The 20108-nt window shown below is 70.1% G+C and carries 22 protein-coding genes and 1 pseudogene; 22 read left to right on the forward strand and 1 reads right to left on the reverse strand.

Features of this window, described 5'->3' with window-relative positions:
- Positions 1-164: 164 nt before the first annotated feature.
- The 17 genes from ACIQ7M_RS39380 (at position 165) to ACIQ7M_RS39460 (ending at position 16748) form a co-directional block, all read left to right on the forward strand.
- Positions 165-1289: a C40 family peptidase gene (locus tag ACIQ7M_RS39380; RefSeq protein WP_403653512.1), complete on the forward strand. Its 1125-nt coding sequence runs from the start codon at positions 165-167 to the stop codon at positions 1287-1289.
- 138 nt (positions 1290-1427) lie between these two features.
- Positions 1428-1742 (forward strand): DUF6112 family protein, encoded by a 315-nt coding sequence (locus ACIQ7M_RS39385; RefSeq protein ID WP_403653515.1) that lies wholly within the window; start codon positions 1428-1430, stop codon positions 1740-1742.
- Positions 1742-2434 carry a hypothetical protein gene (locus ACIQ7M_RS39390; RefSeq protein WP_403653518.1) on the forward strand — a complete coding sequence of 231 codons (693 nt, stop codon included), beginning with the start codon at positions 1742-1744 and terminating at the stop codon, positions 2432-2434. Before ACIQ7M_RS39385 ends, ACIQ7M_RS39390 begins: the two co-directional genes overlap by 1 nt.
- A 36-nt stretch (positions 2435-2470) precedes the next feature.
- Positions 2471-3850 (forward strand): ATP-binding protein, encoded by a 1380-nt coding sequence (locus ACIQ7M_RS39395; protein WP_403653521.1) that lies wholly within the window; start codon positions 2471-2473, stop codon positions 3848-3850.
- Between the two features lie 81 nt (positions 3851-3931).
- A complete protein-coding gene (locus ACIQ7M_RS39400; protein ID WP_403653523.1) occupies positions 3932-5404 on the forward strand; it encodes an SCO6880 family protein in 1473 nt (490 codons plus the stop codon).
- A gap of 105 nt (positions 5405-5509) precedes the next feature.
- Positions 5510-5971: a DUF6238 family protein gene (locus tag ACIQ7M_RS39405; protein ID WP_403653526.1), complete on the forward strand. Its 462-nt coding sequence runs from the start codon at positions 5510-5512 to the stop codon at positions 5969-5971.
- Between the two features lie 28 nt (positions 5972-5999).
- Positions 6000-7514, forward strand: a complete 1515-nt coding sequence (locus ACIQ7M_RS39410; protein WP_403653530.1) for a VirB4 family type IV secretion system protein — start codon at positions 6000-6002, stop codon at positions 7512-7514.
- 110 nt (positions 7515-7624) lie between these two features.
- Positions 7625-8059: a hypothetical protein gene (locus tag ACIQ7M_RS39415; protein ID WP_403653533.1), complete on the forward strand. Its 435-nt coding sequence runs from the start codon at positions 7625-7627 to the stop codon at positions 8057-8059.
- Between the two features lie 145 nt (positions 8060-8204).
- A complete protein-coding gene (locus ACIQ7M_RS39420; RefSeq protein WP_403653536.1) occupies positions 8205-8681 on the forward strand; it encodes a hypothetical protein in 477 nt (158 codons plus the stop codon).
- Between the two features lie 107 nt (positions 8682-8788).
- Positions 8789-9973 carry a hypothetical protein gene (locus ACIQ7M_RS39425; RefSeq protein ID WP_403653539.1) on the forward strand — a complete coding sequence of 395 codons (1185 nt, stop codon included), beginning with the start codon at positions 8789-8791 and terminating at the stop codon, positions 9971-9973.
- 461 nt (positions 9974-10434) lie between these two features.
- Positions 10435-10785 (forward strand): hypothetical protein, encoded by a 351-nt coding sequence (locus tag ACIQ7M_RS39430; protein ID WP_403653542.1) that lies wholly within the window; start codon positions 10435-10437, stop codon positions 10783-10785.
- 413 nt (positions 10786-11198) lie between these two features.
- The gene (locus ACIQ7M_RS39435; RefSeq protein WP_403653608.1) at positions 11199-11420 is read left to right on the forward strand and encodes a hypothetical protein; all 222 of its coding nucleotides are present in this window, start codon (positions 11199-11201) and stop codon (positions 11418-11420) included.
- Positions 11421-11615: 195 nt separating this feature from the next.
- Positions 11616-12758: an AAA family ATPase gene (locus ACIQ7M_RS39440; RefSeq protein WP_403653611.1), complete on the forward strand. Its 1143-nt coding sequence runs from the start codon at positions 11616-11618 to the stop codon at positions 12756-12758.
- On the forward strand, positions 12755-14554 hold the full coding sequence (locus ACIQ7M_RS39445; protein ID WP_403653545.1) for a hypothetical protein: 1800 nt from the start codon (positions 12755-12757) through the stop codon (positions 14552-14554). The genes ACIQ7M_RS39440 and ACIQ7M_RS39445 overlap by 4 nt, the downstream gene beginning before the upstream one ends.
- Positions 14555-14588: 34 nt before the next feature.
- Complete coding sequence (locus ACIQ7M_RS39450; RefSeq protein WP_403653548.1) at positions 14589-15086, forward strand: hypothetical protein; 498 nt, start codon at positions 14589-14591, stop codon at positions 15084-15086.
- A 97-nt stretch (positions 15087-15183) separates the two neighbouring features.
- Positions 15184-15609, forward strand: coding sequence for a hypothetical protein (locus tag ACIQ7M_RS39455; protein WP_403653551.1), 426 nt, complete (start codon positions 15184-15186; stop codon positions 15607-15609).
- A gap of 380 nt (positions 15610-15989) precedes the next feature.
- Positions 15990-16748, forward strand: a complete 759-nt coding sequence (locus ACIQ7M_RS39460; RefSeq protein WP_403653554.1) for a hypothetical protein — start codon at positions 15990-15992, stop codon at positions 16746-16748.
- On the opposite strand, the gene ACIQ7M_RS39465 is transcribed toward ACIQ7M_RS39460, so the two are convergent.
- Positions 16732-17094, reverse strand: coding sequence for a hypothetical protein (locus ACIQ7M_RS39465; RefSeq protein ID WP_403653557.1), 363 nt, complete (start codon positions 17092-17094; stop codon positions 16732-16734). The two genes, ACIQ7M_RS39460 and ACIQ7M_RS39465, sit on opposite strands and share 17 nt — an antisense overlap.
- Before the next feature lie 25 nt (positions 17095-17119).
- On the opposite strand from ACIQ7M_RS39465, the gene ACIQ7M_RS39470 reads away from it, so the two are divergent.
- The 5 genes and pseudogenes from ACIQ7M_RS39470 (at position 17120) to ACIQ7M_RS39490 (ending at position 20006) form a co-directional block, all read left to right on the forward strand.
- Positions 17120-17500 (forward strand): hypothetical protein, encoded by a 381-nt coding sequence (locus tag ACIQ7M_RS39470; protein WP_403653560.1) that lies wholly within the window; start codon positions 17120-17122, stop codon positions 17498-17500.
- Complete coding sequence (locus ACIQ7M_RS39475) at positions 17497-18300, forward strand: DUF317 domain-containing protein (RefSeq protein ID WP_403653563.1); 804 nt, start codon at positions 17497-17499, stop codon at positions 18298-18300. Before ACIQ7M_RS39470 ends, ACIQ7M_RS39475 begins: the two co-directional genes overlap by 4 nt.
- Before the next feature lie 26 nt (positions 18301-18326).
- On the forward strand, positions 18327-18608 hold the full coding sequence (locus ACIQ7M_RS39480; protein ID WP_403653566.1) for a hypothetical protein: 282 nt from the start codon (positions 18327-18329) through the stop codon (positions 18606-18608).
- Positions 18599-19420 (forward strand): annotated as a pseudogene (locus ACIQ7M_RS39485) (DUF317 domain-containing protein). The gene ACIQ7M_RS39480 and the pseudogene ACIQ7M_RS39485 overlap by 10 nt, the downstream one beginning before the upstream one ends.
- Before the next feature lie 73 nt (positions 19421-19493).
- The gene (locus ACIQ7M_RS39490; protein WP_403653569.1) at positions 19494-20006 is read left to right on the forward strand and encodes a hypothetical protein; all 513 of its coding nucleotides are present in this window, start codon (positions 19494-19496) and stop codon (positions 20004-20006) included.
- Positions 20007-20108: the final 102 nt, after the last annotated feature.

The following is a 20108-nucleotide window of genomic DNA, read 5'->3' on the forward strand; positions in this document are numbered from 1 at the left end:
CTCGCCCACGCCGGCCCGTTCCGATTGCCCATCCCGGCCGCCGCGCCCTTCCACCCCGCCTCGCGCACCCGGCACGCCGGACACCGCATCCCGAAGGACACGTTCATGACGTCTCGCTACCCACCGCTGCCCGAATTCGCCGACCCGCGAGCGATCGGCTCCGGTTGAAGGCGCTCGCCGCCGGCATCGGCGTCGTATTCCTGTCCCCGATCCTGATCGCCGGCACCGGCATGGTGCTGGCCTCCTCCGCCGAAGCCGTGAAGGCCAGCAGCTCCTTCAACAGCTGCCTGACCGACATCGACACGGACAAGGTCGCCGAGCAGGTCACCAAGATTCTCGACGGCGCCTCTGGCAAGAGCGTCCGCATCGAGGGCCTGGACCTGCCCGCAGAGCAGGTCCCCAACGCCCAGACGATCGTGGCCACGGGCATCAGCCTCGACGTCCCCAAGAAGGGCCAGGTCATCGCGCTCGCTACGGCGATGCAGGAGAGCCGGCTGCGCAACCTCAGCTCCGGCGACCGCGACTCCCTCGGCTTGTTTCAGCAACGTCCCTCGCAGGGATGGGGCAGCGCCCAGCAGATCCGTGATCCGGTCTACGCATCCGAGCAGTTCTACAAGCACTTGCTCAAGGTGAACGGCTGGCAGCAGATGACCGTCACCCAGGCCGCGCAGGCCGTCCAGAAGTCCGGGCTGCCGGACGCATACGCGCAGTGGGAGAACCTGGCCAGCGCGCTGCAGGAAGCCATCGCCAGGACCTTCCCCGGCAGCGGCAACAACCCGGACGGCAAGGATCCGGGCCAGGGCAAGCAGCCCGCAACCGGCACCAGGTGCGCTCAGGACGGCTCCGGCTTCGGCCGCATCCCTGAAGGGAGCGTCCCGAAGGGATACACGATCCCCAAGGACGCCGCCCCGAAGGCGCGCAAAGCCATCGAATGGGCGATGCACCAGCTCGGCACGCTCTATCAGTGGGGCGGATCGTGCACCAACTCTCACGGCCCCGACCCGATGGGCCGCTGCGACTGCTCCAGTTTGATGCAGCAGGCGTACGCGCACGCTGGCGTCACCCTCACTCGCACCACGTACACGCAGGTCAACGAGGGCAAAGCGGTCTCACCCGGCCAACTGCAGCCCGGTGACCTGATCTTCAGCCGCGGCAGCGCCGCCCGTCCCGAGCACGTCGGCATGTACATGGGCGAGGGCCTCGTCATCGAGGCGCCACGCACCACCAAGCCGGTCCGGATCACCCCGGTCAAGGACTGGGACATTCTCGCCGTCCGCCGCGTCCTCTGACGCCGCCCTCACCCGGACACCGCTCCGAGCGGGCCGCCACTGCGGCCACCTTCCGCGCCCCGAGCACACCTCCCCTCCGCTTCCCTCTTTCCCGCCGGCCCTCGCCTGGCCCGCGTATGCAAGGAGCCCGCCACCCGTATGTCCCTCCCTCTCACAGACCGCGTCATCCAGCTCGCCTACGACCCAGGAATCTCACCCAAGGGCGGCGGCTTGCCCGGCCTGAGCGTGCTGAAGAACGTCGTCAACTCGATCAACATGTTCGGGATCATCGCCGTCGTCGGCGCCCTCGCCGTCTCGCTCGGCGTGTGGGCCTGGGGACACCACACCGGTGGCCACCAGGCCGAGGCCAACGGCAAGAAGGGCGCCGTCGTCGCCGCGGGCGCCGCCCTCGGTCTCGGTGCCGCCAATGGCATCGTGAGCTTCTTCTCGGCCCTCGGGTCGCAGGTCCACTGATGCGGACACGATTCCCCTCCTTCTCGCTGTCCTCGTACGGCGTGGGCTGGTCGGCCAACCGGCGCATCGCGATCGTCGCTCTGGTCGTCGCCGCCCTGCTCGCCAGCGCCGGCGCCGTCGCCTTGCTGTCCGACGGCGGGAATAGCCAGCAGGCTCCGGGCAGCGCCGCGTCAGCTCCGGCGCACAGCCCGTCCTCCTCCGAGACCGCGCCGGAGTCCGCCGCCGGATCGGGGTCGGTTCCCAAGCCGCCGCAGATCGCCGAGCCCGTCGCCTACGCCAAAGCGGCGGCCCAGATGCTGTGGTCCTACGACACCCGCGACACCAGCCGCGAACAGCAGCTCGCCGACATGCGAGCCTGGATGACCAGCGAGACCAGTTACGCCGACTGGGCCTCCGTCTCCGGCCAGGTTCCCCATCCGGTGCTGTGGTCGCGGATGACCGACCAGAACCAGCACGCCAGTGCCAGCGTCACGGAGGGCCACTATCCCTCCGCTTTCAAGGCGGCCCTGGCCGACGACCCGTCCGCGATCACCGAGGCGTACATCTACGTCGTCACCGTCAACGGCCAGCAGGAGATCGTCTGGAAGAAGGGCGGCGGCGGAGCCGAGGAACGCGCGGTGACCCTCGCTGTGCAGTGCCGTCCCGACCACGACTGCGCTCTCGCCGCCATCGCTCCGAGCGTCACGCAGTGACCCGCACCTGGGACACGAAAGGAGGAGTAACTCCTCGTGGGTTTCTGTGATTACCCCCTGGCCGACAAGCTGTGCGCCGTCGGCGACGCCGTCGATTTCGCCTCAGACCCCGGCAAGGCCATCGGTGACTGGATGGCAAAGTCCGCCGGTGAACTGGCAGCCGCCGCAGCCGACTTGGCCGCCGAGGCAGTCGACACCACCACCAAGGTCGACCTGAACGCCGCATGGTTCGTCGACAACTACGAGATGCTGTTGCCGTTGGGCCTGACCATGCTGGTCGCGACGTTCTGCGCGCAGCTGGTCCGGGCCGCCGTCAGACGCGACGGACAAGCCCTGTCACAGGCTTTCACCGGCACCATGAGCGGCGTCCTGTTCGCCTTCTGCGCCGTCGCCTTCACCACGGTCGCCGTCGACGTGGTCGACACCGTCTCCGACGGCCTGTTCAAGACGGCGCACCTGAACATCGAATCGGCCGTACGCCGCATCGTGAAGGTCAGCCAGATCGGGGCACTTTCCGGGCTGGGCTGGCTCGTCCCGGTCGTCGCCGGCCTCGGCGCCGCCGTCGGCGCCTTCCTCTACTGGTGCGTGATGATGGTCCGCAAGGTCGGCATCCTCGTCATGGTCACGCTGGCCGTCTTCGCGTCCGCCGGCGGCGGCTGGGAGGTCGCCAGACGGTGGCGCAAGGGCTGGATCGAGACCACCGCCACCCTCGTCGTCTCCAAGCTCTTGATGACCGTGATCTTCGTACTCGGCATCGCCGCCATGGGCAAGACCGAGGCCAAGGACGGCATCGCCGCTCTGGCCGACGTCATGTCCGGCATCGTGATCATGGTCCTGGTGCTGCTCTGCCCGTACGCCGTCTTCAAGTTCGTGCACTGGGCAGCCGACGGCACTGACGGCGAGTCCATCCACCGGGCCGGCGGCGCCGGAGCGCAGATCGCCAAGGCTCATGCCGAGAAGGCCGCACGTAAGGCCGCCGCGGCTGCGGCCACCGCCGGAACCGGCGGCGCGGCAGCCGGAGCGGGCGCCGCCCCGCAGGGCCCCGACGCCGCTGGCGGGGGCGGATTTCCCGGCGACGTCGCCGCCAACCCGACCGGCGGCGGAGGAAAGGGCAAGGAAGGTTCGCAGGGCGGCGGAATGAGCGTCTCGTCCGGTGGCGATGCCGTCAAGTCCGGTCCGGAGAGGACCGTGCAACCCGCGCCGACGCGCGTGTCCGGCGACACCAGCGGCCAGGTGGGCGGCAGTCCGGGGCCAGGCGGATCCGGTGCGAATGCCGGGTCCGGACAGGGCGGGGGATGGCAGTCCACGGCGCCGACCACAACCCCGCCGCCGCAGGGTGCACCGCCGTCCTCCAGTTCACCGAATGCCACGTCGAGCGGGTCGACCTCACCGCCGCCGTCACCGACCGGCCTCTGAGCCCCTGCCCGACTCCCGGGGGCGGGACGTGCACGCCACATCCCGTCCCCGGGTTCCACCCGCGCTTCCAGGACCTGCCCCTTGACTGATCTCTCCGTCGCCCCGGTCACGGTGAAGTTTCCGCACCGGTCCCGCCGCGGCATCCTCCTCGGTCTCTCCCTGTCCCAACTCGTCCTTGTGTCCAGCATGTTGACGCTGCTGCTGATGACGGTGATCTCCACCGGACTGCTGGGCGCCGTCGCCCTGACCCCGTTGTGGGCGGCATCCGGTGCGCTCGTCGTGATTCGGCGACACGGCCGTTCTCTCATCGACTGGGCGCCGATCGTCGCCCGCTACGTACACCGCCGCCGTACCGGCCAGACCCTCTGGCTCGCCCGGCCCGTCACCCGGCCCCGGCAGGACGGCGTCCTTCACCTGCCCGGCACCGCCTCCTGCCTCAAGGTGGTCACCCCCGGCGACTCGGCCAACCAGGCCGCGGCCGTGCACGACCCGCACCAGCAGATCCTGACCGCCGTCGCCCGCGTCACCTCCCGCGCCTTCGCCCTCCTCGACCCCGCCACCCAGAACCACAACGTCACCAGCTGGGGACGGGCCTTGGCGGGCATCGCCCGCACCGGGCACATCGCCACCGTGCAGGTGCTGGAACGTACCGTCCCCGACAGCGGCGACACCCTCACCCGCCACTGGACCCAGAACGGGCAGCCCCAGACCCCGGTCGCCGGACAGATCTACTCCGAACTGGTCGCCTCGGCAGGACCTGCCGCAGCCCCGCACGAGAGCTACCTCGCCATCTCCCTCGACCTCAAGGCCGCCCGGCGCCTGATCTCGCAGGCCGGCGGAGGGCTGCCCGGGGCGTTCACCGTCATGGAGCAGACCACCGCGTCCATCGCTCAGGCCGCCCGCAACGCCGGACTCATGGTCACGGGCTGGCTGACAGCACGCGAGATCGCCGCCGTCATCCGCACCGCCTACGACCCGGGGGCGCTCGCCGCACTCCAGCAGTGGTCCGAGACCGGCCGCGCCGAGGCCGACCCCGCCGCCGCCGGGCCCGTCGTCCAGTTCGAGGAGTACGACCGCCTCGCCACGGACAGCGCACGGCACGCGACGTACTGGGTGGAGAACTGGCCGCGCACCGAAATGGGGGCCGGGTTCCTGCACGGGATCATGTTCACGGCTGGCGTGCGGCGCAGCCTCTCCCTCATCTACGTGCCGCAGGGACTCGAGTCCGCGCTGCGGGACGTCCAGCGGAAGAAGGCGGCGATCATCGCCGACGCCAGCGAGAGGGCCCGCCGGGGGCAGGTCGACAGCGAGGAAGACTCCGTCGAGTACGCCGACGTCAAGGAGCGTGAGCGCCAGCTCATCGCTGGGCACGCGGACGTGGCCTTGACTGGCCTGGTCACCGTCACCGCCGAGACCGACTCTCTCCTGGACGCCGCCTGCGCGCAGATCGAGACCCACGCCGTTGCTTCGGGCGTCGATCTGCGACGGCTCAACTATCAGCAGCCGGAGGCCTTCACCCTCACCGCGCTCCCGCTCGCTCGGACCTCCCTGTGAGCCGGGCCCGTCCCCACCGGCCGGCACCCTGGCCCGTTGTTCTTCACTCATCCGCGCCCACCACCCGTCGCCGCCCTTGCCTCCCGGCAGGAAGGACCACCACCTTTGACCTCTCGCACACCTCCGGACGACGCACACCCCTACCTCCGCGCCGCGAGCGCCGGGGTCCGTCACCACACCCGGACCCTTGTCTCGTCGGACTCGACCCCACCTCGGCGGGCGGACCGTCCGCACCTTGACGTGCTTCATGCCCACCTCACCGCCCTGCTCCAGCTCCTGGACCGCCTCGCCGAAACCACCCGCCCGCCGCACCCCGCGGCCGGCCGCCACCTAGCCAGCGCGCACACCCTCCTCTGGCGGGCCACCAGCGAGGTCCATTCAGCCTTCCATCTACTGCCCGCCAACGCCGCAGCAAATGGTGAAACGAGCGCCTGCCGTCCAGAGCGGCTGCCCGAGGGACCGCCCGTGCTGACGATCTGCCAACGCCACCTCGCCGCCGGGCATGTCGTCCGCCGCAAGACCACCCCCACCGGCCTCCGCCTGCACACCACGGCCTGCGTGCGATGAGCACCACCCGCAGAATCGAGGGCCCCTGATGAGCCATCGGCCCGCCCGGAGTGGCCGCCGCGCCTCTGCCAGCCCACTCTTCACTCCTCATGGCACGGACCGTGCCAGCCGCAAGATCGCGCGTCGTCAGCTCGCCGAGGCCACCGCCAAGGCCCGCGCGGAAGCCAACGTCCACCTAGCCGAGAGCACGTCTGCCGAGCGCCAGATGCCCGCCGCGCTCTACCCGCCGAGCGGACGTCCTGGTCCCGCCTCCGCACGCGTGGGCAGGCTGAAACTGCCTGCCCACCGCATGACGACGGCTGTGGCAGCCGGCGCGTATCCGTTCCTGGCCGAGGGTGGCCTCGGCGCCGAGGGCATCTACATCGGGCGCGACGTTCACGCCGAAGCGTCCTTCGTGTTCGACCCCTTCGCGCTGTACGGCCGCGTGGAGGGATTCACCAATCCGAACCTCTTGCTCGCCGGGGTCATCGGCCAGGGCAAGAGCGCCTTGGCCAAGTCGTTCGCGCTGCGTTCGGTGGCCTTCGGATACCGCGTCTACGTGCCGTGTGACCCGAAAGGTGAGTGGACGCCGGTGGCGGAAGCCCTCGGCGGCCGATCCGTCGCTCTCGGACCCGGGCTGCCCGGCAGACTGAACCCCCTGGACGCGGCCCCACGCCCAGAGAGCGTCGCCGCAGCCGAATGGGTCGGCGAGATCCGCAAACGGCGCCTGCTCCTGCTCGGCTCCCTCGCCCGGACGGTCCTGGGCCGGGACCTGATGCCCATGGAACACACCGCCCTGGACGTCGCCCTGGACGCCGTCGTCACTCGCGCCGCCACCACCGGCCGCACCCCGCTCCTCGGCGACGTCGCAGCCACCCTCAACAACCCCAGTGCGCTGGACGAAGCCACCGGGATGCTGTCGGGCCAGCTCGGTGACGCAGCCCGCGACCTGGCCCACGCGATGCGGCGCCTCGTCCACGGTGACTTGGCCGGCATGTTCGACGCCCCCTCCACCGTCGCCTTCGACCCGAACGCGCCGATGCTCACCATCGACCTGTCCCGGCTCGGCGGGTCCGGCGACGACACCGCCCTCGTCCTGGCGATGACCTGCGCGAGCGCCTGGATGGAGTCCGCCCTCTCCGATCCGTCCGGAGGCCAGCGCTGGATTGTGTACGACGAGGCATGGCGCCTGATGAGGCACGTCGGACTGCTCCAGCGCATGCAGGCCCAGTGGAAGCTCAGCCGCGGCCTCGGTATCGCCAACCTCATGGTGATCCACCGGCTCAGCGACCTGCTCACCGCCGGCGACGCAGGGTCTCAAGGGCGCGCCTTGGCCGAAGGACTCCTCGCGGACTGCTCCACCCGCATCATCTACCGCCAGGAGACGGACCAACTCCACACGGCAGCCTTGCTACTTGGCCTGACCTCCGTCGAAATGGACGCCATCGCCCACCTCAACCGAGGGCGTGGCCTGTGGAAGGTCGCCGGACGATCTTTCATCGTGCAGCACCTGCTGCACCCCCACGAGCTGGCGCTCTTCGACACCGACGCCCGCATGCACTGAGATGAGGAGTACTACTGTCCCACCTCGACTTCGAGTCGTACGACAACATCGGTCGCTCCCGTGAACAGATCGCTGCCGCCGCTTTCGGGGCCACCACCGACAACGATCTGATGCGCTGGGCCCGTCGCGACTCCGAACGCTTCCGTACCGAACACCCACTGCCGCAGCCGTTCCTCGCGCCGGACCTGACGCCCTTCACCGGGGCCCTGCGCGCCGCTCAGACGCCAGCCGAGTTCAGCTACGTCCTCAACGCCCTGCTCGACGCAACCGGACCGTTTCTGAACGAGGTGCTCGACTGTCTCGGCAGAAGCGTCACTCGGCAGCGCGAGCATCGCAACGCCGAACCCGGTTCACCGCCAGCGCGGCTGCGTGACGCAGCCAGCCACATCGGGCGCGGGCTGAGCATGGCCTTCGAGGCAGACCTGGGTCTCCTGCGCGCGCACTACGACCCGCCGCCGAGCCTCGAAGCCTCGCGTCCCGAACGGCCAACACCGCCGACGCCGCCACTGAACTCGGCCAACAGCCCTCGTCCGCCTCGGCGGTGACATGCCGGGATTCGGGTGCCCGTGGGTGTCCGTCCGGACAGCTGTGCGGGACCCCGGCAAGTCTCCCGGCCCACGTTGGTTCGGCCGCTGAGCTGAGCCCATAGCCTTCTGGGAGGAGTTCTTTCTGCCCGACCTCAACCAGCGGTTGCTGCTGAGCACCCTGGCCGAGCAGCTCAACGACGCCGCCGACAGACTTCCGCTGCCCGACAAGATCGAGCCCGACGCAGCCCTCGCGGAGATCCTGGAAAACGAGATCCGCGCCGTCGGAGCCCTGCTGAACAACCTGGCCAGCGAGTCCGCCTTCCGCATCCGCGCCGGCAGCCGGGAACCTCTCCCGCCCGCCACCCACATCAGGCAGACCACCACCGCGATCGTGATGGCCGCCGACCCGGTCGGCGCCGCATTGCGAGATCTCGCCGCAGCGCTGTCCTGCCTGGGCCGCGCCGACGACTGCCAGCACCGGCCCGCAGGTCCCGCCCGTGAACGGGCACTTGCCTTCGTGCACGACGGCCTGGGTGGACCGTCGTCCGTGCACACCAGCGCTTGGTCCGCGCGGCGTCCGTGCTCCGTACTGCGGCCGAGCACCGCGCCCTCTCCCCGGCGCGACAGGCGGCCCCGCTGAAGGGCATGCAACAGGCGAGGATACCTTCCCGCTGATCCCGTGGCCTCTTCCTGCCTCGCCCGCCCCGGCGACCGCGCCTGCTCGATCCTCCCTTCCACAGGACCTCGATGCCACCCCTCTCCGCCGAGATCACCCTCGCCACCAGCCGCACGTTCGGCCTCGTCGCCATTGCGTCCGGCGAGAAGTACCAGAACGCCGAGCACGCTCTGAAGGCCGCCGGATTCAGCCGCCTGCCCAACGGAGCGTTCACCTTCCCGCTGACCGACCCGCAGGCCACCCGGGCGACCGCCAGCGCCCTGGTCCACCACGCCCACGCGCACTGCGCCACCCTCACCACCAGCAGCCGGCCCTACCTGGGCGACTTCGGATCCGACGTCGCTGCGCGGCTCCCCGGGTCATGGAGCGCGGAGCTGCAGATCTTGAGCCACCCGCTGTGGCAGGAAGACCTCTGGCCCATGCTGTGGGAGGCCGGAGAGATCCACCGCGCGCTCGAAGACCACCGCATCCCCTTCACCTGCGTACTCAAGAACGGCGCCGACACCGAGCTGCTGCTGATCGAGCGCCCCGGTCACCGGAACGACTTTCTGCTGGGCGCTCTCACCGACCGCGAGCAAGAGGACCCCCGCCAGGACCCCACCACGCCAGCCGGCGTCGTGTTGCCGGCCGATCCCAGCCTCGCCGCACACGCGATCTCCCATACCTTCCTGTCTGCCTACCGCCGCGCTCTGCATAACCAGGACCTGCACATCGTCCTGGACGGTCTGGAACGCATCCGGGAGGAGCACGAGACGCTCCAGGTGATCAAGGATTCCGGCCGCTACAGCGACGGGGTACCGCTCAAGGAGTCCCGTCTGATCACCGGAATGGAGCGGGACTTCGCCGACCACGCCTGGCTTTCCTTCCTGGTCGTCCTCGAGCACGCCCCGGGGCTGCTCGCCCGTTGCCGTCCTGCCGCCACCGCCTGGCCCCATGACGCCGCTGCGCTGTCCCGGCTGGGCAAGGTCCTCGTCGACAGCCAGGGCGCCTGGAACGAATGGAACGCCCTGCGCCGCGACCTGTACTCGATCCCCCGGACTCTGGCGGCCCACGAATGGAGCAAGGTCCGCGGGCGGCTCGGTCTCACCGTCTTGCCGGCCATCGAGACATGGCTCGCCGGCAGCGAAGCGTTCGAGCGCCAGGCCCGCGCCGCCGCGCCGGGCGGCCCCGTTGCGCTGTCCGCTCCCAGCCCGCTGCAGCTCACCTCCCGCCTGACGCCTCCGCCCGCATCCCGGACGGATGCCGCACACCGCTGACCGCGCAGAAAGGATCTGTCTCTGTCTGACCACTTCCGCTTCGTTACCGATCCCAACCACGGCTTTGCGGCGACCTCCTCATCAGAGATCCCCGCGCACCTGGCCAACTGGTTCCTCGTCAGCGAGCAGTTCGAACCCATTGTCACGGTCCCTGGCCTGTACCGGCTGGCCAATCCCGAGCTGGACGGCCCACGCCGTAACCGCCAGGCCGTCCGCGACCTTCGCCGCGTGGGCTTCACAGTGGAAGCGGGCCTTCCTCTCGGTCCGGCCCGCACTCCCGAGCCGCCTCAACCGTCCCTGGGTCAGAGCCTGATGGAGCGGCACCGCCGTATCGCGCAGGTGGCGGCGACACCCTCCCCTCGAAACCTCGCCATCCCGGCTGCGCACCGCACCGAGCCGCCGCGCCCCGCCAACGTGCCCCTCACCAGCCGCGCGCAGTCGGCCCGAATGGGTCGAAGCCGGTGAGCTCCGAAGCCATTCGCATCATCCGCGGCCCGGGCGGTGAAGTCGAAGTCCGGGGTCCGGTCGACGCCTTCGCCGCCGACGTGCTGGCCCGCGCTGGATTCGCCACCTACCCCGCATTGCGGGGTTGGTGGATTCGCCTCCCGTTCGACCTGGGTCGCGCTTGGGAGAACAAGCACGCCACCTGGGCTGCGAACATGCTGACCGCCGCCCGGTACCACGTCGACCTCGATCCTGACCTGTGCACCACGCCGCCCAACGGATCGGCTCCTGCGGTCGTAGGCCGGACACGGGTCGCGACGACCACGCAGCCCGCTCCTGCCGGCAGCCCACCACGGCAACGGCGTTGAGCCAGCCGCGGGTTTCGCGTCCGCGATCGCTGCCCTGTTTCCCTGCGCGCGCATGCCGACCCCATAGAGCCGTCTCCCTCGACACCACAACCGCGTGTCTCGGGCCACCAGAAGATCAAGGCCCGCAGGCTTCGACATCCCCGATCCTGCACCGTTTTGAGGAGAGCCATCACCCGTGACAGTTGTTGGTACACCCGGCTATCGGAACGTGCGGAAAGGCGAGTCAGGTAGCTGCGGGGCGGTGAGGCCCGCCCTGGAGCATGTCGGCAGTCATTGCCCATCGTTCGTGGTCCAGCCACGCACCGTTGATGTGCTGGAAGCTCCGGGCCCGCCTCGCCTTCGCCCAACACCCCACCGCTTTCGCCACCACCGATAGGAGATCCGCCTTGCCCGAAGCACCAGCAGAGCCGTTCATGACGATCCGGCACACCATCACCGGCGAGATCACCACCACCGGCTACAACGCCGCCGCCCGGCGGATCCTTCTCCAGGACGGCTTCGAAGAGACGCCAGGCTGCGCCTGCCGAGCGACGGAACCCGGTACGGAGCGGACGCACGGGCCTGCTCGGCAGCCAGCGAGCTGCTCGTCGCCGGCCATCCCGTCCACTTGGACCGAGCCCTCGGTCGGCCGGTGAGCGCCGACAGTACTCCCCCGGTTGGCCCTGTCGCCGATGTCGGCACAGTCCGTGATCCGCTCCGAGAGCGGCGAGCCTCTCCAGCGCATCGCCAACCCCGCCCGTATCTACACCTGTTGGAGGGGTCTCGTTTTGACCACACCCGGAACGCCTACCAGTCCAGCGCGTACCAAGGGCGGCGAACTACGGGCCAAGGTGGCCCGACTGCTAGCAGACCGGCCGGCGGACACGCTCACCATCGGGGATATGGCCAGGCAGCTGGGCCACTCCCACGGCGCCGTCCGCAACGCCGCCCTCACCCTGGTGCGGCGCGGCGAGGCCGACCAAGGCGGAACCGGGCAACCGGAGTTCCGCGCGAACGCGAAGACCGCCGCAGCCGCGCAGACCGCTGTGATCAGCCCGCCGGGCACCCACTCTCCGCGCGCCCAGGCGGCCAGGGCCCGCACGACCATTCCCGCAGCAGCCACGCCCAGGCAGACCGGCCCGATCCGCCGCGCGGGGGGCCAGGTCTACCACCCCCGGGAGCTGGCCGATCTGCCCGACGTCGAGGCGTTGAATCGCTTGCGTGACGCCGAGGTGCCGGTGCTGCTCTACGGCCCTCCGGGCACCGGCAAGACGAGTCTGGTCGAGGCGGCGTTCCCGGACCTGCTCACCGTCGCCGGTGACGGCGACACCACGGTCGGCGACTTGATCGGCGAGTACACACAGGACGACGCGGGAGCCTATGTCTTCCAGTACGGTCCGCTGGTCACCGCGATGACCGAGGGCCGCGCCCTGCTGATCGACGATGCCACCTTGATCTCACCGAAGGTCCTGGCGGCGCTGTATCCCGCGATGGACGGGCGCAGGCAGATCCAGGTCAAGGCCCACAAGGGCGAGACCATCAAGGCCGAGCCGGGCTTCTACGTGGTGGCGGGCCACAATCCCGGCGTCCACGGGGCGGTTTTGACGGAGGCGCTCGCGAGCCGGTTCAGCGTGCAGATCCAGATCGGCACGGACTATGACCTCGCCCTGGCATTGAGGATCGATGCCCGGGTGGTCCGGGTCGCCCGACACCTCTCCCACCAGGTCGAACTCGGTGAGCTGGGCTGGGCCCCCCAACTGCGGGAACTGCTCAGCTACCAGAGGACCGAGGCCGTCCTCGGCACCAAAGCCGCGCTCGCGAACCTGGTCGGCATCGCCCCTCTGGAGGATCGCGACGCCGTCGCCGCTGCCGTCATCAAGACTGTCGGCGTCAAGCAGGTCACCCCCCTCACTCTCGGCAAGCAGCTTTCCGCCTCGGCCGTCCGGCAGCCCCCGGGCAGCACCGGCTCCGCGCACCGGGGCCGCTCGCGATGAGCGCCCACCACCACGTCCAGTCCCCCGCCACCACGCTGGACGACGACGCCGACCTCGCGCGATGGGACGACGACGGCGCCCCGCCCGCGCAACCCCGTTCCTCCCCGGACGCGTGGCTGCGCGTGGGAGCCGAACTCGGCGATCGGCTGGTCACCCTCTCCGGCCGCCAGGACCTCCTCGTCACCTGCCGCCCCGGCACGCGCAGCGGCGCACCGGCCGCCTTCTTCCCCACTCTGGGCGAGGTCGAGTTCGACGCCGGCCTGTTCGCCCCGCTCCAGCCCCACGAGATCCATCCGCGAATCGTGGGCGACGAGGAGCGGTATCCCGCCGCCTGGGGAGTGTTCGTCCACGAGGCCGCGCACGCGGCCCACTCCGTCTGGACGACGCCTCCCGGAGCGAACCCCCGTGTCGTCGAGGCCGCGCTCCTGCTGGAGGAGAGCCGTGTCGAAGGCGCACACCTGATCACGCGGCCCACGGACCGCACCTACCTGCGCACCAGTACCCGAACCCTGGTCATGCCCGACATCGCCCACCCCACGCTCCAGGGCATCGAGCACGCCGCCGCCGTGGCGGCCCTGGTCCTCGGCCGCCGTGACGTTGGCATCCTGGACGCCGGCGAGACCCGGGCCGTCGCCGATCTGTGCGAAAAGGTGCTGGGCCCAGACCTGCTGGCCACACTCACCCGCATCTGGACCGCAGCCCACCAGTGCGCCGACCACGACGCCACGACCATGCTCGCGCACGCTCGAAAATGGTGCGACGCTCTGGACACCGCGGCCCCCGCCCTGCCCGTGCCGGAGAACCTCACCGATCTGCTGTCCGGCGCCGTGGGGGTCGTCATGGACAACACCGCAGCCACCGACGCCGCCGACCTCGCGGCACAGGCCGCAGCGACCAACGCCATGGCCGTGCAGTCCAAGGCGCAGGCTCAGGACCGCGCCCAACGGGCCGGCCAGCGACGCAAAGCCGCCGCCACCGCCAAGTCGGTCTTCAACGCCCGTGGCACCACCGTCACCCCCGACGGCACACCGGCGCCCTACGGCAACCCGGTCACCGGCACCCGCAGGCCCACCGCCGCCGAGCAGAGTGCCGCCGCACGCCTGAGCCGCGCCCTGCGTGCCGCCGCCTACCGCGAGCGGACCGAGGAGCGGACCACCAGCCCCACCCCACCCGGCCGCCTCAACATGCGCGCGGCCCTCGCCCGCGACGCTCAGCGCGCGGCCGGGTCGGTCCCCACCGCCGAACCGTTCACCCACACCCGCCGCCGGAACTCCCCCACCCCACCGCTGCGCGTGGGTATCGCCGTCGACGTCTCCGGCTCCATGCGTGCCGCCTGCGCACCCGTCGCATCCGCCGCCTGGATCGTGGCACGCGCAGCAGCCCTGACCGACCCCGACTCCCTTACCGCCACCATCGCCTACGACATGCACCTGACCGCATTGACCCGCCCCACCCACCGAGCACCAGAGCGCGTGACGACGTTCGATGCCAACGGCGGCCACCACAACCTCGGCGACGCCATCGACGCACTCGACCACGGCCTCGAACTCAGCCGCCCCGGCGCCGGCCGCCTCCTCGTGATCGTCACCGACGCCCGGTACCGCAGCGACGAAACCGCTCAAGCCGTCACCCGCGTCAAGCAGCTCACGACCGCCGGCTGCGCCGCACTCCAGCTCACCCTCACCGCGAAGTCTCACCACTTGCCGGGGACCACCTTGCTGCACCTGCCCCGGCCCTCCAGCGCTCCCGTCGCCATCGCCGCGGCGGCCACAGACGCCATCCGCAGGACACGCTGAGACGACGCAGAAGACAGAAAGCAGGAACAACTACGTGGCAATCCCTACGCACTGGACCGTCGAGCACGCCTGCTCTCACCAGGTCGCCCATGACCTGTCCAAGCGTCCTGCCGACAAACGCGCCGGATTCGCCCGTTGGCTCGCTGGCCGGGACTGCTCCGACTGCTGGAAGGCAACCCGCGACGCCGACACGGAGTCCAAGGAGGAATGGCTCGCCGCCAAGCGCGCCGCGGAGCAGCAGGACGCCGCCGACTGGGCGCGGAAGTTCGACATGCCGTCGTTGGAGGGCTCCCAGAAGGCTCTGGACTGGGGCGAGCGGTCCCGTCATCAGCTGATGACGTCCGCGCACACTGCTCTCGTCGTCGAGGGCGGTGTGGACGAGGCTGCCTGGACCGAATTGGAGGAGAAGGCGCGCTCCATCCACCGTGCCGGATGGTGGATCGATCAGCGGGATGCACAGGGCGGCGACCTGCCCGAACTCCTCGATGCCGCGGACGAGAACGACCGCGGGACGGAGAACCCGTTTCGCTGACCGGGACCGGAACATAGCCGCTGATCGCCGGTTAGCCAAACCGGCGATCCTCTGGACCATTGTTCCCCCACCGCCCCTCTCGCGTGGAAGGACTCGCATGCCCCTGCCCCCTCCTACCCCGGCATTCGCTCCGACGCCCGACCCGCTCACCCCCGGCCGGGACATCACCCACGCACACTTCCAGGCCGGAGACACGGTCGTCGTCGTGAAAGGGGTGGTCGGCGAAGAGTTGTGGGGCGACGCGCTGCGTGTAGTCGCCTCGTCATGGCACACCCCGACCGACGAGGACGGATGGCGGGTGCGCGATGCGAGCGGCGGTGAGCAGTCCTACGTCACCGCCCACCCCCGCTACCTCGTGCACCTCTCGCGCCGCTGCCCAGACTGCCTGATCCACCTGCGCGCCATGGAGGACGTCCTCCTGCGGCGGTTCGCCGGACGCAACGAGCTGATCGACTGCGGCTGGTACACCACCACTGCGCTCAACCAGCTCGTGCACATCGCCGACATCAGAGTCGGCCGGTGATACCGCGCATGCACGAGCGGACCCACACCGCACGACACACTCGCCGAGGCGCTGAGGCGGCCGGTCTCACCAGACGAGGGCCCGGCGGAGTACACGGTCGTTACCCACGGCATCGGCCCAGTTCGCGAGAGTCCTCACGCAACTCGCCGACGAGCAGCTCGGTCCGCTGGCTACGGCGCGCGGCTTCGTCGAACACACCGCGCACCGGATCGCCCGTCAACCGGGAGCCGCTGGCACCGACACGGCGTACCGCTTGGAGCTGATCCCCACCACCGAACACGAGCGCTCCGCCGTATGCGCCGCCCGCCTCCGCCGCGCACGCTCCCTGCCCCAAGGACCGCCCGACTACGCCGTTGATTCCCACTTCACCCAAGGACTCCATGCACGACCACGACATCTCCGAGCGCCTCGCCTCGTACGCCGACGTCCTCGCCGGCGAACTCCCCGGCACTTGGACCAGCTCCCACCTGCATCCGGATGCCAAGGATGACCTCACCGAACTCGCCGACCGGATCTGGGACCTGGACCTGGTCGCCGCCTCCCTCGCCGAGCACCCGCTCCGGCAGACCGTCGTCCTGAGCCGCCCGGACGGCGCCCAGCTCGTCGTCCTGGACCGGCACGACGAACGCGACGGCTTCCTCATCGCCGCCGTAGCCCCCCGCGCCCTACCCGACGAGGCGTACCGCGCCGTTCCCGAGCCCAACGGCATCGCCCTGGCAGACGACCCGTTTCTGAGTGCCCAGCAGATAGCCGGCGACCTGCTCGCCCGCTACGACAGCGCCCTCGCCCAAGTCCGCTACAACGCCTTGGCCAGCATCCAGCCCTCCCAGTCGGACCGGGTGGTCTTGACCTGGCAGCAGGACGGCAGCATCGCCACCGACCCCGCCGACGACCGTGCCGGTGCGATCCTCGTCGCCCACGGCTTCGTCCACGACCCGCAGAACGGTGTCTACCGCCTCAACGGCGACGATACCCAGGCGCAGGCGCGCGCCCTACGCGAGATCGGCCCCCGGCTGCACATGCTAGGCGTCGGCATCGCGCTGCAGCACCCCGCAGGCCGGACCGCACCCACCTCCGCCCCCGCTTCCGTGCCACCGGTCCCGGTCGGCACTCGTACGTCGGTCACCCGGACTCGATGACGTTCGAGAAGCCTCCCTTTTGGGTGCGGAAGTACGTCCCCATCGCCAAAGATCCCTGCACTGATCTGATCGTGGCTATCAGCGACACCAAGAAGGCAGCGGACATCCTCCAGCGAACCGGCATCACGTCGAGGCCGCCCATCGCACCGCTCAATCCCCGGAGAAACCCGTAGCAGCCCGCACGCCCCCACCGATCACCCACCGGCTCAAGCCCCGACTCGCCACCGCACTGTTCCGCCGCTACCTGCACGCCTGCATCCCGACCGACCCGGACGATGCCTCCCCACAGGCCAGCACCCACCCGGAGGCCGTCCTCGTCAAGCCGCAGCGCGTCAGCAACCGCCACTGACCGCCCCCTGCCCCGGAGAAGCATGTCCCACCCCGCCCTCTACCCGGTGAAACTGGCCGACGAGATCACCCGCCAGCTCGACCAGCTCGCCGACCACCTCTCTCAGCTCCCCACGCCCCAGGCCGCGCGGGTCATCGCCCGCGTTCTCGATCCGGACGCCGGAATCCTCGGCAGCATCACCCACCTCGTCGCCACCGGCAGCATGTTCGCCAAGGATCAGGCCGAACGAGGCGCCCTCCCCGCGGAGGTCTGGCTCGCCCTGGGCCGCGCAACGAACGAACTGCGCGACATCAGCCTCGACCTGGACGAACACAAGGCCACCTTGCAGCACGTCGGCTCCCTGCCCACCACCGCGGCGAAGCCCCCGGCACCTGCACCGCTCGTGGTCTGGCGGCGCCGGTGAAGAAAAGGCAGTGGCAGAACTGGGGACCAGGCGAGCAGGCCGAGCAGCACTACCTCGTCCAGCCTCGCGCCCTCGCCGGTGGCGGCGACGTTCGGCACATCTCGGAGTTCCTGCGCGCCTCAGGATGGCGGGACAAGTCCAAGAAGGGCGGTCCTCTGCTCGTGGAAAGCCCGGACCGCACCGTCCGTATCGCCTATGACCCCTACGTCCTTCCCGGCGGATGGACCATCCACGGCAGAGCAGGCAGTCGGAACAGCGAGTGGTCGGCGCACTTGGGCCGGCAGACCCCGGTGGAGATCGTCGCCGGTTTGACCGACGCCCTCACTCGTCCCCGCTCCGCCCATGCCCCCAACGTCTGGGCACCGTTGGAGGAACAGAACTGGCACACCCGGTTCGAGGGCCAGGACTACACGGCGACCAGTCCCGACGGCACGACGTGGATGCAGTACCAGCAGAGTCCCGACGGGACGGCGATGTGGTGGACCGGGGCGAAGGACAGACAGGGCCACGGCTGGACGGCCAACTTCACGCCGAGCACCCCGATGCACCTGGTGCAAGCCTTCTCGGCCGAACTCGCCAGCCCCGATCCCGTGATGCGTCCGCGCGGACGCATTCCGCTGAGTGCGCAGATCCGTACCCGGTCGGTCTCCGTCAAGCCCTCCCAACTCAGTGCGTGGCAGCAGGCCAGAGTCACGTCTGCCCGCGCCGCCGCCTGGGCCCACAACAGCGCTCGAAGCACCCGGTCACGCGCCACCGCTCGTCCCGACATCTCCGTCGGCGGCGCACGGGCCCACCGCTGACCCGACGCCTCGTTCCATGGAGCCCAATGCCCGCACTTGCTCTGGACACCATGCTCACACTTCCCGAAACCCTGTCTGATCTCACCGACCACCTGTGCGAGAACCCCGATCCCGTGGAAGTCCGCGCTCTCATCGAGCCCCTCCTCGACGAATACACGGGCTTGCCTGTCCGCCTCGCCGACACTTTGTGCTCCCTTGCCCGCGCCGTACAGGAACACCCAGACACGTCGTGCCCCGCGCAGGTCGATCTCCTGATCACTGAGTTGCGCACTGCCGCGAGCGAGCAGGGGCATGGCTGGTGTCCCTGAGTAAACGGCAGCTCGCCGCGTTCGCCGACAAGCACGCCTGGCAGATCCCTTTCGACACCAGCCCCCGCCACCTCGCCGGCCCTGGCGATGCCCGCCACGTCACCCACGGCCTGGCCGCCGCCGGATGGAGTGCCGTCTCCGACCCGTTGGGTGCCGAGATCGTCCTGCACAGTCCCGACCTTCGCCACCGATTGCAGTTCGACCCGCAGTCCGCCACCTTCGCGTGGTGGCGGTTGCGGGCCGAGCCCACCGATGCCGAGCCTGGCTGGTACGCCGAGTTCGGCGAACTCGTGCCCGCCGAGGTCCTCGTCGGCTTCACCGATGCCCTCATCGCCCCGCCGCCACGACAGCAGGACCCGTGGCAGCCAGTGACTTCGGCGGGCTGGCCCCGCAACGCAGACGGCACGGCGTACTCACCGGACTCCATGTGCCTTATCGAACTGCGCCCGTTGAGTGAATTCAGCGCCCGGCCGTCCTGGCACGTCGAGACCCGTGAGCCCGGTCACGGTGGGTACCCCGGCCCGTGCATCTGGCACGCCTACTTCGACGAACACACCCCGGCCCACCTCGTCGGATCGTTCCTCACCGCACTGGCCGACCGTAGCCCGCTCCAACGCGGCATGTACGACCGCACCGGCCACTAAAGCGCCGTACAGAAGCCGAGCCCGCTGCGCCCGCAGCAGGTGGTCGACGCGCACGCCGCACGTATCGAGTCGCTTCGCGCCCAGGCACGCTCCGCCCGCCGACAGCAGACAAAGCCCGCACCAACCCCGACGAAGGCCCGCACCCCCCGGCCAGCCACCCGCCGCTGAACTGACAGGACCCCTCCCTATTTCCGCCGATCACCGCGCACACCGCGACTCCCTCCGTCACCTCAACCGCTACATGAGCGGCAGCAGGAAGATCCTCGACGCCTGGGACGCCTACTCCGACGAGCACACCGACCGCGACGGATGGCCCTACGACAACCATGCCTACGGCCTGCGCGCGAGCCAGCGCGACGCCGACACCGCCGAGGCGTTCGAGTCGCTCCGGTACGGCGCCCGTCACCTGCTGGCCACAGCGGAGATCCAACTGGGGCGCCTGCCGCAAGACACCATGCAGAGCCGCTGGGTCTACCAGCTGGGCATCCTGTACGCCGCCCTCGACCGGCTCGACGAACTGCACGAGCAGTGGCTGGTGACCCGGGACTCCCTTCCCACCGCCGCCAAGCCCGGTACCGCCGCCTTCGACGACGCCCTCGCCGAGCATCACGCCGAATCGTGGAGCTACCTCGACGACTGGGCCACCCACGGCAAGGCGCTCCTGGAGATCAACTCCGCTGCTCGCACGACCCGTTCGCCTCTGGCCCCCGCACCGGCCCCCGCGCCCGTCCGGCGAAGTGCAGCACTGAAGTGAGCACGGACGTGGCCGCCACACTCGCCGCTGGGGCGCTGGAAGAACGCGTCCGCTCGCTCGCTGCCCGGCTCGCCGGCCCGCCGTTGAGCCCGGTTCCCTCGC

The sequence above is a fragment of the Streptomyces sp. NPDC096324 genome (genome assembly GCF_044763015.1).
Taxonomy (GTDB): domain Bacteria; phylum Actinomycetota; class Actinomycetes; order Streptomycetales; family Streptomycetaceae; genus Streptomyces.

Excerpts from the sequence above, each read along its gene's own strand:
- ACIQ7M_RS39460 (WP_403653554.1), top strand. The coding sequence starts at position 15,990 with ATGCACGACCACGACATCTCCGAGCGCCTCGCCTCGTACGCCGACGTC.
- ACIQ7M_RS39390 (WP_403653518.1), top strand. The coding sequence starts at position 1,742 with ATGCGGACACGATTCCCCTCCTTCTCGCTGTCCTCGTACGGCGTGGGC.
- ACIQ7M_RS39410 (WP_403653530.1), top strand. The coding sequence starts at position 6,000 with ATGAGCCATCGGCCCGCCCGGAGTGGCCGCCGCGCCTCTGCCAGCCCA.
- ACIQ7M_RS39490 (WP_403653569.1), top strand. The coding sequence starts at position 19,494 with ATGAGCGGCAGCAGGAAGATCCTCGACGCCTGGGACGCCTACTCCGAC.
- ACIQ7M_RS39435 (WP_403653608.1), top strand. The coding sequence starts at position 11,199 with ATGACGATCCGGCACACCATCACCGGCGAGATCACCACCACCGGCTAC.
- ACIQ7M_RS39445 (WP_403653545.1), top strand. The coding sequence starts at position 12,755 with ATGAGCGCCCACCACCACGTCCAGTCCCCCGCCACCACGCTGGACGAC.
- ACIQ7M_RS39470 (WP_403653560.1), top strand. The coding sequence starts at position 17,120 with ATGTCCCACCCCGCCCTCTACCCGGTGAAACTGGCCGACGAGATCACC.
- ACIQ7M_RS39415 (WP_403653533.1), top strand. The coding sequence starts at position 7,625 with ATGCGCTGGGCCCGTCGCGACTCCGAACGCTTCCGTACCGAACACCCA.
- ACIQ7M_RS39455 (WP_403653551.1), top strand. The coding sequence starts at position 15,184 with ATGCCCCTGCCCCCTCCTACCCCGGCATTCGCTCCGACGCCCGACCCG.
- ACIQ7M_RS39480 (WP_403653566.1), top strand. The coding sequence starts at position 18,327 with ATGCCCGCACTTGCTCTGGACACCATGCTCACACTTCCCGAAACCCTG.
- ACIQ7M_RS39425 (WP_403653539.1), top strand. The coding sequence starts at position 8,789 with ATGCCACCCCTCTCCGCCGAGATCACCCTCGCCACCAGCCGCACGTTC.
- ACIQ7M_RS39385 (WP_403653515.1), top strand. The coding sequence starts at position 1,428 with ATGTCCCTCCCTCTCACAGACCGCGTCATCCAGCTCGCCTACGACCCA.